At 48.0% G+C, this 14,745-nt stretch carries 13 protein-coding genes; 12 read left to right on the top strand and 1 reads right to left on the bottom strand.

What is annotated here, in order from left to right; genetic code table 11:
- Positions 1 to 153 precede the first annotated feature (153 nt).
- Together ACIFQM_RS21435 and ACIFQM_RS21430 are read left to right on the top strand one after the other, a co-directional pair.
- Complete coding sequence (locus tag ACIFQM_RS21435) at positions 154 to 675, top strand: PRC-barrel domain-containing protein (RefSeq protein WP_430037507.1); 522 nt, start codon at positions 154 to 156, stop codon at positions 673 to 675.
- 10 nt (positions 676 to 685) lie between these two features.
- A complete protein-coding gene (locus ACIFQM_RS21430; protein WP_013311529.1) occupies positions 686 to 898 on the top strand; it encodes a hypothetical protein in 213 nt (70 codons plus the stop codon).
- Between the two features lie 170 nt (positions 899 to 1,068).
- Here ACIFQM_RS21430 and ACIFQM_RS21425 read toward each other — a convergent pair whose 3' ends face one another.
- Positions 1,069 to 3,042: a methyl-accepting chemotaxis protein gene (locus ACIFQM_RS21425; protein WP_430037509.1), complete on the bottom strand. Its 1,974-nt coding sequence runs from the start codon at positions 3,040 to 3,042 to the stop codon at positions 1,069 to 1,071.
- A 209-nt stretch (positions 3,043 to 3,251) separates the two neighbouring features.
- Here ACIFQM_RS21425 and ACIFQM_RS21420 point away from each other — a divergent pair, with 209 nt between their 5' ends.
- The 10 genes from ACIFQM_RS21420 to ACIFQM_RS21375 all read left to right on the top strand — a co-directional run bounded on the left by ACIFQM_RS21420 (position 3,252) and on the right by ACIFQM_RS21375 (position 14,641).
- Positions 3,252 to 4,319: an AI-2E family transporter gene (locus tag ACIFQM_RS21420; protein ID WP_430037511.1), complete on the top strand. Its 1,068-nt coding sequence runs from the start codon at positions 3,252 to 3,254 to the stop codon at positions 4,317 to 4,319.
- 344 nt (positions 4,320 to 4,663) lie between these two features.
- A complete protein-coding gene (gene alaS, locus ACIFQM_RS21415) occupies positions 4,664 to 7,297 on the top strand; it encodes an alanine--tRNA ligase (protein WP_430046599.1) in 2,634 nt (877 codons plus the stop codon).
- Between the two features lie 136 nt (positions 7,298 to 7,433).
- Positions 7,434 to 7,694: an IreB family regulatory phosphoprotein gene (locus ACIFQM_RS21410; protein ID WP_007431624.1), complete on the top strand. Its 261-nt coding sequence runs from the start codon at positions 7,434 to 7,436 to the stop codon at positions 7,692 to 7,694.
- A gap of 9 nt (positions 7,695 to 7,703) precedes the next feature.
- Positions 7,704 to 8,120, top strand: coding sequence for a Holliday junction resolvase RuvX (ruvX, locus tag ACIFQM_RS21405; RefSeq protein ID WP_430037516.1), 417 nt, complete (start codon positions 7,704 to 7,706; stop codon positions 8,118 to 8,120).
- Between the two features lie 13 nt (positions 8,121 to 8,133).
- Positions 8,134 to 8,436, top strand: a complete 303-nt coding sequence (locus ACIFQM_RS21400; protein ID WP_430037519.1) for a DUF1292 domain-containing protein — start codon at positions 8,134 to 8,136, stop codon at positions 8,434 to 8,436.
- Positions 8,433 to 8,738 (top strand): DUF1292 domain-containing protein, encoded by a 306-nt coding sequence (locus tag ACIFQM_RS21395; RefSeq protein ID WP_430037521.1) that lies wholly within the window; start codon positions 8,433 to 8,435, stop codon positions 8,736 to 8,738. Before ACIFQM_RS21400 ends, ACIFQM_RS21395 begins: the two co-directional genes overlap by 4 nt.
- A gap of 95 nt (positions 8,739 to 8,833) precedes the next feature.
- On the top strand, positions 8,834 to 9,862 hold the full coding sequence (mltG, locus tag ACIFQM_RS21390; protein ID WP_430037609.1) for an endolytic transglycosylase MltG: 1,029 nt from the start codon (positions 8,834 to 8,836) through the stop codon (positions 9,860 to 9,862).
- Positions 9,863 to 9,873: 11 nt separating this feature from the next.
- On the top strand, positions 9,874 to 10,803 hold the full coding sequence (locus tag ACIFQM_RS21385) for a peptidase U32 family protein (RefSeq protein ID WP_430037524.1): 930 nt from the start codon (positions 9,874 to 9,876) through the stop codon (positions 10,801 to 10,803).
- A gap of 33 nt (positions 10,804 to 10,836) precedes the next feature.
- Positions 10,837 to 12,168 carry a peptidase U32 family protein gene (locus ACIFQM_RS21380; RefSeq protein ID WP_430037526.1) on the top strand — a complete coding sequence of 444 codons (1,332 nt, stop codon included), beginning with the start codon at positions 10,837 to 10,839 and terminating at the stop codon, positions 12,166 to 12,168.
- Between the two features lie 223 nt (positions 12,169 to 12,391).
- Positions 12,392 to 14,641 (top strand): methyl-accepting chemotaxis protein, encoded by a 2,250-nt coding sequence (locus tag ACIFQM_RS21375; RefSeq protein WP_430037528.1) that lies wholly within the window; start codon positions 12,392 to 12,394, stop codon positions 14,639 to 14,641.
- The last annotated feature ends 104 nt before the right edge of the window (positions 14,642 to 14,745 follow it).

The raw sequence follows: 14,745 nt of genomic DNA, 5'->3' as shown, positions 1-14,745 counted from the left end.
TAAAGACTGATGCTGTACTAGGGATTTCTCCGCACTTTAATAAGAAGGGAGGGCGGTTTTCCATTTCATGGCATGAACGGAACCAAGGTCTGACACGCATGAAGGAAAGGACCGCACCTCCGTTCGAATTGCAGAATGAGGAGGTACCCTATTATGAAGCTTCAGGATATGATCGGACTTGCCGTTTTCGATGTAGAGGACGGGAAGCAGATTGGTAAAATACACGATTTTATGGTGACGGCTGATTGGAAAATTACAGGGATCGAGTTGGAGGGCAAAGGCCTTTTTTCATCTCAAGTGAAAATGGTGGCTTGGGATGACATCGTTGCTTATGGCGAAGATGCGATTATGATTCGCAATCAGCAAGCTGTCCGTAAAACGGAGGCCAATGATATACAACATACGTATTTGCTTGGACCCGGTAAATTGAAGGATTTATCCGTGCTTACAGAGGAAGGACTTATGCTCGGACACATTTCGGATGTTTATTTTGACCAGGGAATGGGCAATAACATAATAGGCTTGGAAATCAGCGATGGTTTTGTATCGGATATTATTGAAGGGCGGAAATGGCTGCCCTGCACCGAAGAAATGTCCATCGGGGAGAATGCCGTTATGGTGCCCCCGTTAAGCGAGCAGCGTTTGGAAAAAGCCATATATTCTGTTAATGGATAGGGTGAGTTTATTGAGATGTCCGAATTGTAATTCCAAAGATATCGGCAAAATCGGCTCCCATCAATTTTATTGCTGGGGATGCTTCATCGAACTTCAGGTGAATGGTGAAAAAATGTCCGTCTACCAAGTGGAAGAGGACGGTACGCTCAGTTCGCTGGACGACCTGTTCTTTGGAGATGAAATGGCACAACAGGACCTGCCGCAGATCCACGCTTCTTCCTAAATTAAGCGGGGACAGGCTGTCCATCTATATGAGGTGTGACTATATCGTTCAACATAGGGACAGATCATAGATTGGACCATGCTTGATGAATAACGAAGAGGGTGATTCCCGTTGGCTGCAATAGCCTGGGAGTCACCCTCTTTTTCATGTAGATTCCTGTCTGGATGGATTTACAGCTTAAAGCGTTTAACCTCTTCCAGTAGCAGGTCTGCGTGCGAGTCAAGCTTGGCGGAAAGCTGGGCAATATTGCTCATGGAATGCCCTTGCTCCTGCACGGAGGAAGCCACTTCCTCCGTGGAAGCTGCGCTTTGCTCAGAAACGGCGACCACGCTGGAAATGACATCGGAAATATGTCCGGCGTTTGTACGGAGATGGTCAGCCGCAGCGGATACGTCCTCAATCTGGGTAAGCATATGCTGAGAAGCTCCCCGTATGGACTCGAACGCCAGTCTCGTAGCGGTAGCCGCATGCTCCTGTTCTACTGTTACAGCGAGAGCCTTCTTCATTTCCTCTGCGCTCCGTAGTCCCGCAACCTTGATTTCCTCCAGCTTGTGCATAATGCTGTCACTGGAGCTTCCTGCTTGTTCAGCCAGCTTGCGTACTTCCCCGGCAACGACGGCAAAGCCGCGTCCGTGTTCCCCGGCACGGGCTGCTTCAATGGAAGCATTCAGCGCCAGCAGATTGGTTTGGGCTGCGATATCATGAATGGCCCCGGCCAGCCGTTCAATATCCTGTGTTTTCAACGTGAGCGAGTCTACAGCTTCACCTACAGCGGTTGTTGTTTGTCTGGACTCGGCTGCAAGCTTCGCTTGACGCTCGGCTGTTTCATACCCGGCTAGCACGGCAGCGTCTGTTTCCAGCACGGCGGTTTGGGTTCGCTTGACGCTTTGGCCAATTTGGTCGATGGAGCCCGTCATATGCGATAGCTTTTCAGAGCCAGAATATACAGCCTCGGCCTGATCACTTGCTCCTTGGGCAAGCTCCTGAACGGCACTGGAGATTTGTGATGCGATGGTCCCGGTATCCTTGGCGTGCTGGTGCATGTCATGAGAAGCAGAGCTGACCTCGCCAGCCGTATCAGCCACTTTGCGCAGTAAGTGAGAAAGATGTTCCGACATGATATTAAAATCCGTACCCAAGCTGGCAATTTCATCTTTGCCCTTAATATCCACACGTGCTGTCATATCCCCTTCAGCAATCCGCTTGACGTTCGCTTGAAGCCTCCGAATCGGCTTGATAAAGCTGTTCGCCGCCCAGACCGCCAAAAGCATGGCAACAACAAAAATAATAGCTACAGTAATCAACAGTTGGTTACGAGTAGAGTAGTACTCCTGAAAAGCAATTTCTTTTGAGATAGACAAGCCTACGATCCAGCCTGTGCTGGGCATTTTCTTAAAATAAAGCTGGCGATCACTGCCATTGTAGTTGTAGTCGGCTTTTCCCGAAGGGGCGCTGAGCAGGGCCGCCGTTGATGAACCCAACTCGGGCGTATCCTTGAGATTTTTACCAGCCAGCTTGCTGTCTGGATGCGCGACGACGACTCCATTCTGGTCAATCAGAAATGCGTAGCCTAATCCGTTCAGGTTTATGTTTTTAATGATTTTTGTCATGTCGTTTAACATAATATCTTCACTGATCACCCCAGTGATAGAGCCATTGGAGTCCTTGAGAGGCTTTGCAATGGAAATGGTGAAGTCCTGGCTTCCTGCATCAATGTACGGTGAGGAATAATACAATTCCCCCTTGGTTTTGGCATCCTTGTACCACGGACGTGTGCGAGGATCGTAGCCCGCATCAGACCAGCCGGAGCCATCCCAGTAGGTTCCATCCTCAAATCCTGCATAAATGTTAGCGATACTTTGATTCTTATAGTTTTGAAAGGCGGCCATCAGGGAAGCTACTTTTGCATCCGAAGGGATATCACCGGATTGTAATCCCGCAGCCAGTGTTTCAATAATTTTGGCGTTTCCGCGTGTCCATCCGTCGAGTTGGTTGACGGTCTCGGAGGCTTTGCTGTTCATAAGCTCTTGGATATCACGGTTGGCCTGATTTTTAATGCTTGTCATGCTAATGACGGACAAAGGCCCAGCTGCAACGATAACAATACAGGTGAAAAAGAGAATAAGTTTCATTTTTAAGTTCATGTAACGACCCCCGATGATTCAGAAATGTGAAAGCTCAAATAGTTCTTTGTACTTATATCGTCAGATAGAATGACTTTGTTAATCAATTTCAATTGTTTTCATTCTTTCTTCATAAACCTTATTTAAGGCGCCTCCACAGTTAGGTGAAGGATTAAAGTAAAGGTACAGGCATATACTTAAAAGAGGCTAGTCCGGTAAGGGGGCACGGTATGGAGCAATTAACGAAAAGCAGGCTGTTCCGATACGGAATATGGACGCTGCTGGGACTTGTCATTCTATATTTTATCTGGCTGCTGCGGCCTTTGTTTTTGCATCTGTATGATTTTCTAAAAACGATTATTGCGCCATTTGCGGTGGCGATGATTATTTCCTATGTGCTTAATCCTGTGGTCAATATGCTGGGCGGACGCAAGGTACCTCGAAGCATAGCCGTCCTGCTCATTTATGCTGTATTTTTGGGCAGCCTTGTCGTTATTCTGATGCACCTGATTCCGATGTTTATGGATCAACTGGATGAACTGAATGAGCATCTGCCAGAGCTGACCATGCATGCCCAGGGACTAATGACGAATATGGACGGAAGTATTTTACCCCAAGGGGTACGCTCGGGTATGAATCAGTGGTTTTTTCAACTCGAAAATCGGATGGCTACAGGCATTGCTGCTTTTATGGACAACATCGGCGGGATGATCAATATGTTGTTCAATGTGTTCATTGTGCCGTTTCTCATTTTTTATATTTTAAAGGATTTCGATGTGTTCGAACGGGCTATTGTGTCTTATCTGCCTCGATCCCGCCGCAAGGCTATTGTAACGGTGCTCAAGGAAATTGATCAGGCGCTCGGTAACTATGTGCGCGGACAACTGTTGGTGTGCGTCATTATCGGGGTGATGGCCTATATCGGATATATGCTGATTGGGATGCCTTATGCGCTGCTGCTGGCAGGAGTGGTGGCTGTATTCAATATTGTGCCGTATTTAGGCCCGTTTTTGGGGGCAGCTCCAGCGGTCGTTATGGCTTCTACAGTTTCCTTTAAAATGGTACTGCTGGTCATAGTCGTCAACACCTGTATTCAAGTGCTGGAAAGTAACGTCATTTCTCCCCAGGTAGTTGGACGAACCTTGCATTTGCATCCGATTGCTATCATTTTCGCACTGCTGGTGGGCGGGGAAATAGCGGGAATAACCGGGTTAATTTTGGCGGTTCCGGTGATGGCGGTTTTGAAGGTGGCGCTTCAGCATTTTTTTGCTTATTATGTGAAGCGTAAAACGATCTGATTTCGTCCATATCCCCGTCTGAAATCGCGTTGACACGGCTAAATGACACGGATATACTGAATTGAGTATGTTTAAATGTGTTTATCCAGTAGGGAAAGCTCATTTCGGAGTGCGGGCTGAACCCGCCGGGATGCTCCCGTTACCAGTGAAAACAAGGCGATCGCTCGTCCGTTAAGCAGATGTTGGGTGTGCAGCTTGCACATGTAGCATTTCGTACAGAGGGGGCGGCGATAACCAGGGTGGTACCGCGATACAATCGTCCCTGATCCGTTCAGGGGCGTTTTTCTGTTTTTTTATGGCCTGTGCCAAGTACAAGTGACACCATAATTAGGAGGCTACTTAATATGAAAGCTAGTGAAATCCGCTCCAAATGGCTGGAGTTTTTTGAAAGCAAGGGACATGTGATTGAACCAAGCGCACCGCTTGTTCCGCATAAAGATCCTTCCCTGCTGTGGATTAATGCGGGGATGGCACCGCTTAAGCCTTATTTTGACGGACGTGTGAAGCCTGAGAATCCGCGTATCGCTAATTCGCAAAAATGTATTCGCACCAATGACATTGAAAATGTCGGCAAAACGCGCCGTCACCACACTTTTTTCGAAATGCTCGGTAATTTTTCGATTGGCGACTATTTTAAGGAAGAAGTCATTGTGTGGGCATGGGAGTTTCTGACTGATCCGAAGTGGATCGGCTTTGACCCGGAGCGTCTGGCTGTAACCGTATATCCTGAGGATGAAGAGGCGTACAAGCTGTGGAACGAAAAGGTAGGGCTTCCTGCTGAACGTATTATCAAACTGGAAGATAACTTCTGGGATATCGGTGAAGGCCCTTGTGGACCTTGTACGGAAATTTTTTATGATCGCGGCGAAGCTTACGGCAGCGACATGACGGACCCTGAAATGTATCCGGGCGGGGAAAACGAGCGTTATCTGGAAGTATGGAACCTCGTATTTTCACAATTCAACCATAACAAGGATGGCAGCTACACGCCGCTTCCGAACAAAAATATTGATACAGGCGCCGGATTGGAGCGTTTTGCATCCATTTTGCAAAATGTGGATTCCAACTTCGATACGGATATTTTCCAACCTATTATTCAGAAAACAGCCGCTATGGCAGGAGTCAAATATAACGAAAATGTGGACAGCGATGTGGCTCTAAAAGTGATTGCTGACCATGTCCGCACCGTAGCTTTTGCGATTGGTGACGGTGTGCTGCCTTCCAACGAAGGCCGTGGTTATGTTATCCGTCGTTTGCTGCGCCGTGCTGTGCGTTACGGAAAAATGCTGGGTATGAACCGTCCATTTATGTTTGAACTGGTGGAAACGGTGGGGGATGTCATGGGCGTGTACTACCCTGAGGTGGTGGACAAGCGTGATTTCATCATCAAGGTGATCAAAACAGAAGAGGAACGCTTCCACGAGACATTGACAGACGGATTGGCTATTTTGGCTGATATCAGTGCTCAGGCGAAAGCGAAAGGTCGCAATGTCATCAGTGGAGCAGACGCATTCAAACTGTATGATACGTATGGTTTCCCATTCGATCTCACCGAGGATTATGCGGACGAGCAAGGCTTAAAAGTAGACCGTGAAGGCTTTGATGAAGCGATGCAGGAGCAACGGCAACGTGCGCGTGACGCTCATCAGGACAATGCCAGCATGAAGATTCAGGGTGGAGCCTTGTCTGACCTGGCGGTTAAAAGCGATTTTGTTGGATATAATGACCTCGTAACCGAATCCAAAATTGTGGCTATTGTATATGAAGATGTGTTGGTGGACAGTGTTAGTGAGGGACAGACTTGTCAGGTTGTGCTGGACGTGACTCCTTTTTATGCTGAAAGCGGCGGACAGGTCAGTGACCATGGCTTGCTGCGTGGAGGTACAGTAACGGCGAAGGTCGAAGGGCTGTTCAAGGCACCTCAAGGCCAGCATGTGCATCAGGTTGTCGTGGAAGCCGGTGAGCTGAACGTTGGCGATACGGTGAAAGCAGAAGTGGATCAGGCATCCCGTGGTGAAATCGAAAAAAATCATACGGCTACGCATTTGCTTCACAAAGCGCTTAAAGAAGTGCTGGGCGACCATGTGAATCAGGCAGGTTCCCTGGTGGAGCCTGGGCGTCTGCGTTTTGACTTTTCCCATTTTGGCAGCATTACGTCGGAAGAGCTGGCGGACATTGAGTTACGGGTAAATCGCGCCATTTGGAGCCAGCTGGATGTAAATGTTGAACTGAAACCGATTGATGAAGCCAAGGCACTCGGAGCGATGGCTCTGTTCGGTGAAAAATATGGAGATATCGTACGGGTTGTCAAGGTAGGCGATTATAGCATTGAGCTGTGCGGCGGCTGTCATGTGAGCAACACCTCACAAATCGGACTGTTCAAGCTTGTCAGCGAGAGCGGCATCGGATCGGGAGTTCGCCGGATTGAAGCGGTGACCGGACGCTTTGGCTTTGAATATATGGAAGGCCAGTTGGAGCTGCTAAAAGTATCGGCAGGTCTGGTAAAATCCAAGCTGTCCGAGGTGCCAAAACGCATCGAATCCTTGCAACAGCAAATTAAGGACCTCAGTCGTGAAAATGAATCGCTGCAAAGCAAGCTGAGCGTTATTGAAGCGGGTCAGTTGACCGATCAGGTCGTGCAAGCTGGCGGAGTACAGCTGTTGGCTGCACGTGTACAGGCTTCCAGTATGGATGCACTGCGTGCAATTGCCGATGAGCTGAAAGGCAAGCTTCCAGCTGCTGTGCTGGTACTGGGGGCTGCAATGGATGACAAAGTTAATTTTGTCGTAGCTGTACCGGCAGAGCACACCAAGGCCGGGCTTCATGCAGGCAAGCTTGTGAAGGAAATTGCTGCGGTATGCGGCGGCGGTGGTGGTGGCCGTCCGGATATGGCGCAAGCCGGAGGCAAGGATGCCAGCAAGCTGGACGAAGCGCTCGTATGTGCCCGTGAATTGGTAGTGGCGGCTACTCAAGGATAAAGTTCGATAATTTTTGCGGGATTTTGGAAAAAACCGAACTTAGACATTTCCTTGAAGGGCTCTGCTTATGGTATGATGTATAAGAATAAGCTGGCATAAACATGTACACATGTTTTGTGGAAGCGAGGTGTCAACAGTGGATTCCATGGACAAAACGGTCAAATTTAATGTCAAGGCGGATGAGAAGGAAGCTTCTGCTCAGGAGATTTTGTTGACCGTATATGATGCTTTGGTGGAAAAAGAATACAATCCGATCAATCAGATTGTCGGGTATTTGTTGTCAGGTGATCCGGCTTATGTGCCACGGCATAATAATGCCAGAAGCCTGGTACGCAAAAAAGAACGCGATGAATTGATTGAAGAGTTGGTTCGTTTTTATCTGGCCAAGCACCGTTAGGAGACAGGCATGAAAGTAATGGGATTGGATTACGGGGACCGCCGAATCGGGGTCGCTGTAAGTGATGCCTTCGGCTGGACCGCCCAAGGATTGGAAGTCATAGAACGACGCGGTAACGACAGCGAGTTTGGTAAGATTGCAAATCTGGTCCGTGACAATGAGGTCGGCGAGGTTGTAGTAGGCTTGCCGAAAAACATGAACGGTACCGTGGGTCCACGCGGTGAAATTTGCATTGAGTTTGCGAACCGACTCAAGGAGTTACTGGGTTTACCCGTTCACCTTTGGGATGAACGGCTGACGACGCGTTCGGCAGAGCGTACGCTCCTGGAGGCCGACGTCAGCCGAAAAAAACGCAAGCAGGTGGTAGACAAACTGGCCGCAAGCCTGATCTTGCAAAACTATTTGGACGCACACAGTACAAGGTGAGGGGGATTTCGTAATGGCTGAAAATCAAGTGGGTATGGAAGAAGAGCCGGAAATTATTTACATTACCGATGACGAGGGCAACGAGGAAGAGTTCGAGGTCATTATGAAGTTTGAGGTAGACGGTTCCGAAGCGAAGTACATGATGGTTGCGCCAGTGGACCCTGAAGCCGACGAGTCCGATGTGTACGCCTTCCGTTACGAGGAAGAGGGCGATGATATTAAATTGTTTGTGATCCAAGACGATGCCGAATGGGAAATCGTTGAAGAGACCTTTAATACATTTGTGGAAGAAGAGGACGAGGAAGACGGGAAATGACGAACTATTCACGTGAAGACCTGAGCTGGACCTCTGATTTGAAGGAAGCGTTCGGCGGCGATGTAGAGCTACAGGATGAACAGGGCCGTGCAGTACGCATGGAACTGGAAGCAGAGTTCAAGGTAGGAGAGCAACGGTACGCCGTATTGCGCAAGCCCGGAACTGCTGAAGGCGAGCATGAGCTGTATCATGTGAGCCCATCCCCGGAAGGCGATATTTCCATCACCACGATTGAGGATGACGATGAGTGGGAAGATATTTCCGAGCTGTATGATGAATGCACGCTGCCGGAAGAGCTGTAAGGTCTGGATAACGAGGAGATCAAACCTGAAAGGGCGGACCAGTCCGCCCTTTTTGGCTGTGAAGGAGTTGGGTGGAAGTGAAGCGAAGGATGACGTTGGTTACGTTGCTTCTGATGATTGTGATCATAGCAGGCGGAGCAACTCTCTATATTTGGAATGCCATGCAGCCTGTTCAGGCGAAAACGCAGCCGGTTGTATTTACAGTAGTGAAGGGAACGGGCACGTCCGCTATAGCAGATACACTGGAGCAAAAGGGACTCATACGTAATGCGCTCGTGTTTAAGGCTTACCTTAAATTCAAACAGCAAGGCAGCGCGTTTATGGCTGGAAAATATGAGGCTCAGCCCGGTGCTACCTTCGATCAGTTGATTGCCAAGCTCTCAGCAGGGGACGTTGTGAAAGAGGAAATGATCCGTTTTACGATACCGGAAGGATTTACGATCAGACAGATGGCTGATAAGCTGCAAAAGGAAGGACTGGCGGACCAGAAGCAATTTTTGCAGCTGGCCAACGATCCGTCCGCTTTTGACGTCGCGCTGGTGCGGGACATTCCAAAGCAGGCGGGGCTTCGCTATGCGCTGGAAGGCTATCTTTTCCCGGAAACCTATGAGCTGAAAAAGGGCAGTACGACCAAAGATATTATACAGGCGATGCTGGAACAGATGCAAAAACGTCTGGAGACCGTTCCCGATATGGACGCCATGCTGAAACAGCGGGGGGAAACGCTACATCAACTGCTGACGGTTGCTTCTCTGGTGGAGCGTGAGGTCGTTGTGGATGAGGAACGGCCTGTCGTAGCTAGTGTCATTTATAACCGGCTCAAGCAGGATAAGAAGCTGGAAATTGATGCTACCGTTCAATATATGCTGGACAAGCAAAAGGAACGGCTGTACTACAAGGATTTGGCTGTAGAAAGCCCATATAATACGTATTTGCATCAGGGACTTCCACCGGGGCCGATTGCAAGCCCCAGCCTGAAATCAGTGGTGGCAGCTTTGCAGCCAGATGCTACGGATTATTTATTTTATGTGACCAAAAAAGACGGAACGCAAGGACATTTGTTTGCCAAGACATATAAAGAACATTTGCATAATATTCAGGTAAGCAACCGTAAGACAAATTAGGAGGTGAGCCTATGGCTTACAAACCCGAACTATTGGTAACTGCCAGCTCTCCGGAGGATGCCCGTCAAATGCTGGAGGCTGGAGCGAGTGCATTGCTTATTGGAGATGACCGCTTTGGGATGCGATTACCGGGACATTTTTCACCGGACCAAATCCGTGAGGTTGTGGAAGAAGCTCGAAAGCATACGGCCCAGGTATATGTATCCATGACCAACTTGATGACGAACGAGCTATTGCCATTCCTTCCCGAATACGTGCAGTCGCTTGCCGGATGCGGTGTAGATGCCATTGAGTTTAATGATCCGGCCGTATTGATGGCGGTAAAGGAATATGCTCCTCATGTGAAGTTGTTCTGGAACGGTGAAATGATTTCCACCAACTTCGCAACCGCCAACTATTGGGGAGAGAAGGGCGCTTCGCGCGTCATTTTGGCCCGTGAGCTGAGTATGGACGAAATTACGGAAATGGTGCCAAGGCTGAACATGGAGGCGCAGGTTCAGGTGCATGGCATGACTAATATTTATCATTCCAAGCGCAAGCTTGTACAAAGCTATATGCTGCATCAGGGACGCCCGGTGGAAGGTGATCTGGGCAGAGAGCGCGGCTTGTTTTTGATTGAAGCAGAGCGGCAGGAAGAGAAGTTTCCGATTTATGAGGATATCAACGGAACGCATATTATGAGTTCGGATGATTTTTGCATTATGGAGGACCTGCATATTTTGATGGAGGCAGGTGTGCATAGCTTTAAGATTGAGGGCATGTTGAAGCCTACGGCTTATAACGCGGCGGTCGTTCGTGCTTATCGCATAGCGTTGGATACCTTTACAGCCGATCCTGACGCTTATGTTTATGATGAAAGCTGGCTGGATGAGGTTCGCCGTCTTCAAGATCCTGAACGGGAACTGTCCTTCGGATTTTTCTATAAAGAACAGGTTTATTAATTCTAAAAATGAGTACACAGAGGGGGGAACGTCATGGGAACGATGACCACTACGAGAAAATATACGGGTAAGCGGAATCGTCTGGATAAGCCGGAGCTGCTGGCTCCTGCCGGAAATTTGGAAAAGCTGAAGTTTGCTATTCACTATGGTGCGGATGCCGTGTATATTGGTGGACAGAAATACGGTCTGCGCTCCAATGCCGATAATTTCAGCTTTGAGGAAATGCGGGAAGGCGTAGAGTTTGCGAAAAAATATGGCGCCAAAGTTATTGTTGCTACCAATATTTATGCGCACAATGAGGATATTGCAGGGATTGAAGAATACCTGCGTAATTTGCACAAGGCGGGTATTCATGCTGTCATCGTTGCTGATCCTGCGATTGTATCTGTGGCATTGCGTACGGTGCCGGAGCTGGAAGTGCATTTGAGCACCCAGCAATCGACGCTGAACTGGCAGGCGGTAAAGTTCTGGAAGAATGAAGGTTTACCGCGTGTGGTACTGGGCCGTGAGACCAGCTTGGAGGAAATTGAAGAAATTAAAAAGCATGTGGACATCGAAATCGAAGCCTTTGTTCATGGTGCGATGTGCTCTTCATTTTCCGGTCGCTGCGTGCTGTCTAATCACTTTACGGACCGGGATTCCAATCGTGGGGGCTGCTGTCAGTCCTGCCGCTGGAAATACGATTTGTTTGAGGATGCCCGTCAAGACGAGGTGTGGATATCAGAGGAAGAGGCGCAGGATAGCAATGTGCTGAAGCAATTCCAGCTTGGTGTTAATCAGCTTCCACTGTTTGAGGAAAATGATAATGCTTTTTCTATGGGCTCTAAGGATCTGTGCATGATTGAAAATGTCCCTGATCTGATTGATGTCGGTGTGGATAGCTTCAAGGTAGAGGGACGTATGAAGTCCATTCACTATGTGGCTACGGTTGTAAATGTCTACCGTCAAGCGATTGACTCGTATATGGCTGATCCTGAAAATTATGTGCTCAAGCCGGAATGGATTGATGAAATAAACAAGGCGGCTAATCGTCCGCTGAACACTGGCTTTTTCTACGATACACCGGATCACGAAGATCATATTTATGAGCCGGAAGAAAAGGCTGCACCTTATGATTTTGCCGGACTGGTTATGGACTATGATGCGGCGAATGGTATAGCTACCATTCAACAGCGTAACCATTTTAAACCGGGATATGAAATTGAATTTTTTGGTCCGAACGGAACGTTCTTTAAACAAACGGTTGGAACAATCTGGGATGAAGAAGGCAACGAACTGGATGCTGCCCGTCACCCGCTGCAACGGATCAAAATGAAGGTAGATCAGCCTGTATCTTATTTTGACATGATGCGTAAAAAGAAGTAATTAAGTCTTAAGTCTCGGATAAAAAGATTCAAAAGCCTCTCCTATCGGTTGGAGGGGCTTTTTTTTGAATACTTTTCTAGGAAAAAAGTTTCACAAAATTTAGTGGTTGTTGAAAGGAAAGCTACATTCCTTGTCGAATAGTTCCGATAGATATGATATAGATAATAGATACATAACGGATACGTGGATCAGGAAACTAATTATAGGGTGGTAGGTGAGAGAAATGGTTTTTTGGAAAAAAGAGGGGAATACAACGAAGAAGCAGCCAAAAAAAACGTCTCTAATTAAAGGATTGAAGGGCAGCAAGGCGACAACGGCTAAAGGAGACAAAACAGTGGGGGGGTCTTCGAAGGTCGCTCCCTGGTTGTCTAAGGCTACTCGTGTAGGCGCATACAATTTAAAGCGCTTACTCAAGCCGGAAAAATACAGTAAGGATTTTATGCATTTGGTTAAAAATTATAATCCGGTCCGTTCCGTTGGCATGAAGCTGTTTTTGATCTTTTTTGCAGCGATTATGCTGTTTGTGATCAGTCTGGGAATGATTTCATACTTTAAAGCAAAAAATACAATTGAGCAAAATGCCGCTACGGCTTATCAGCAAACGGTTCAACAAACCGCAGAGAAGCTGGATCTCATTTTGGAACGCTTTCAGGATACGTCGACACAGGTATTCTTCGATACTGAATTAAGTGATCAGCTACAAAAGGCGGCAAAGCAGGAGAAAAATTCGTTTGATTCCTTTGTTGCTATGGGGGAAGTAAACAAGAAGTTAACGAACATTGCATTTACAAATAAGGAAATTGATTCTCTTTATCTGTATCCGGAACAAACAAATCTGGCTGCTATGGGCACAGGAACACAAAAAGATGTGCGGCAGGAAGCATGGTTCAAGGATATTTTGAAAAATAAAGGGATTGTCTGGTTGCCTACACAGGTAAATGAAAACGGCAGTAAGACGTTTCGTCTGGCTCGTTCCATGAACAGCATGTCGGGCTTGGGCGGGACTTACGTCTTGGTCATGGATTTGAAGTCCAGTGCTGTGGATGATCAGTTGAAAAGTATTGATTTGGGCGCGGGCAGCATGATTAGCCTGATTACACAGGATGGCGTTTTTATAGGCTCCAACATTGATGCTCTGGCAGGAGGGAAACAAAAGCTGGATTACGTTTCACAGCTCCAGGGTGTTGAAGGAAATCAAATTTTGGAGCAGTCCGCAAACGGGAAAGTCCAAAATGTGCTGGCGGTGCATAATACACTGGGCACCTCGAAGTGGATTCTCCTGGGTGTCGTACCTGTATCCGTGCTTGTTAAAGATGCCGAAGGGATTTTAACGGCGACCTGGATTTTTGCTGCGGTGGCGGCACTGATCGCGTTGTTCATCGGTTTGTGGATAGTGCGCCTTGTAGCTCTCCCTTTAACGCATTTAAAGGATCTGATGCTGGAAGGAGCCAAAGGCAATCTGCAGGTTCGTACCAACTACAACGCGCAGGATGAAATCGGACAGTTGTCTGTAAGCTTTGATACGATGATGGAGCAGATTACTTTGCTGGTAGAGCAGACGAATGTTTCAGCTCAAGAAGTGCTGGATACAGCGACGGAACTCAGCAATGCCTCGAAGAAAACAGCTATCTCAGCTAAGGAAATTGCAGCGGCTACTGAGGAGATTGCTCACGGATCTGCCAGTTTGGCGACAGAGGCTGAACGTGGCAGCGGACTGACTGGAAACATATCACAGCAAATGGATACGGTCGTAGCTTCCAACCAAGAAATGAGCAAGGTTGCACACGAAGTCGAGCAATCCAGTGAACGAGGAACGGTCCAGTTGAAAAACCTTCTGGGTAAGACCAAGGTTACGGAGGAAACAACACATGCGCTTGTGGGCAAAGTAGACAAGTTGAAGGAGACGACTTCCGATGTCTTCAAGGTGTTGGGCGTGCTACAAGATATTGCGAAGCAAACGAATATTTTATCATTGAATGCTACGATTGAAGCGGCAAGGGCCGGAACGGCAGGACGTGGATTTATGGTGGTGGCCAATGAGGTTCGGCAACTGGCTGAACAATCACGTCAAGCCATTCGCACGGCGACGGGAATTATTAATAACATCGTCGGTGAGATGAATGAGACGGTTCAGGCGTTATCGGAGGTGTACCCACTGTTCCGACAGCAGATGGGAGCGGTACAGGAGACGACGGACATTTTCCAATCGGTACAGCAGCAAATGGGAGAATTTGCACTTCGCTTGGGTACGGTTACCTCATCCATTCAGGAGCTGAGTGAATCACAGGCGATCTTGTCGGAGGCGATGACCAATGTGAGTGCGGTAGCCGAGCAGTCCTCCGCCACTTCGCAGGAAGTCGCTTCTCTCAGCACCGAGCAGGCGAATATCGGGAATCAACTGGTAGGATTGTCTGATAAGCTGGAAGGGGTATCGGTCAATTTGAAGGAGCAGCTTTCACGGTTTACAGTGTAAGGGTGTAAGTATCCTTAAATTGTTGAGCTTGCTGGTGTTTGAGAATTATTGTGTTATATGAATTTATTGTTTACCCAGAAGCCCTTTCCTTAGCCAATGCTTTG

This window comes from Paenibacillus sp. NRS-1782 (assembly GCF_050467685.1).
Taxonomy (GTDB): Bacteria; Bacillota; Bacilli; order Paenibacillales; family Paenibacillaceae; genus Paenibacillus; species Paenibacillus terrae_A.
This window is presented reverse-complemented; position numbering and strand designations above follow the sequence as displayed.